The sequence below is a fragment of the Arhodomonas sp. KWT genome (assembly GCF_010993615.1).
This window is the reverse complement of record NZ_WNXE01000793.1, coordinates 1-770: the sequence shown is the minus strand read 5'-3', so window position 1 is coordinate 770 and position 770 is coordinate 1. Positions and strand designations below refer to the sequence as shown.

Here is a 770-nt window from a genome sequence, read left to right as displayed (position 1 = left end):
GCCGCCTGGGCTGCGATTACCTCCAGGGGTTCCTGCTTGCGAGACCGGCGCCCGCGGACGTGTTCGCGCAACGGCTGGCGGCGGCCGGCAGGGACGAATGGGACGAACAGCACGGCGCGTGAGGAGGCGAGCGTGGACGAACAGACCCGTACCGAGCTGGAGGCGGCGGCGTTCCGCCGGCTGGTGGCACACCTGCGCGAGCACACCGAGGTCCAGAACATCGACCTGATGAATCTTGCCGGTTTCTGCCGCAACTGCCTGTCCAAGTGGTATCTCGCCGCCGCGGAGGAACGCGGCGTCGGCATGGACTACGAGCAGGCGCGGGAGGACATCTACGGCATGCCCTACGAGGAGTGGAAGGCCCGCTACCAGACCTGACCGCCGTGACGCCGTCCGCGTGGCGGTGGCCCGGGGAAAGGGCGGGAGCCGTGGATCGGGCGCGGCCACGGACGGTGTGCGACGGGCACCGCGGCCGGGATCGGGATGTCGCACGCCTACGGCGCCCGACCTACGTGGTGTGACCGTCGTGGGCGGGTGTCACGATATCGATGCGGCTCGGTGTTATGGTCCTGTCGGCCGACGGTGATCGGGTAGAGCCGGGGTGTCGCGCGATGTCCTCCCAGGGCTCCTTGCCCGTAGGTCGGCTACGGCCACGCGCCGTGTCCATGCCTACGCGGCTTGCCGGTTCCCCGCAACCGCCAGGTTCTGCCCGGCGATCGGCCGTCGGTTGCCAGGAGCGACCGACCTACCCGAGCCCCATAGTGTTGTAG

1 protein-coding gene is annotated in these 770 nt (G+C 69.7%); it reads left to right on the top strand.

All coding sequences use genetic code 11. The features are described 5' to 3' along the window. Positions 1–132 precede the first annotated feature (132 nt). Positions 133–378, top strand: a complete 246-nt coding sequence (locus G7A99_RS22445) for a DUF1244 domain-containing protein (RefSeq protein ID WP_018717018.1) — start codon at positions 133–135, stop codon at positions 376–378. The last annotated feature ends 392 nt before the right edge of the window (positions 379–770 follow it).